The sequence below is a fragment of the Frankia sp. Mgl5 genome (assembly GCF_023242985.1).
Taxonomy (GTDB): Bacteria; Actinomycetota; Actinomycetes; order Frankiales; family Frankiaceae; genus Parafrankia; species Parafrankia soli.
The window spans coordinates 1-270 of sequence record NZ_JALKFY010000135.1; the positions used below are offsets into that span (position 1 = coordinate 1).

Genomic DNA, 270 nt, shown 5'->3' on the forward strand with positions numbered 1-270 from the left:
TCCCACAGCAGCTCGCTTATGTCTGGTTCGGCCTGGGAAAAAGCACCGATACAGAATCGCGCTTCGGGAGATTTGCTTCCAGCCAGCTTGGAAAGAATGGCACCAGCTCCCAGATAATCTTCAATTGCGGGGCGCAGGCTGTTTTCATCCTCTTTACCAGCGGGCCAGTGCTCACCGCATGGGATCACGGTAATCGCCGCTCCTGTCTCTGATTGCAGCTGATTTGCCAGATTTGCTGCTGCAGAGGCATTTAACAGGCTGCCGACCAAC

1 pseudogene is annotated in these 270 nt (G+C 54.8%); it reads right to left on the bottom strand.

Features of this window, described 5'->3' with window-relative positions:
• Positions 1-270 (bottom strand): annotated as a pseudogene (locus MXD62_RS08700) (2-phosphosulfolactate phosphatase); the annotation flags it as partial.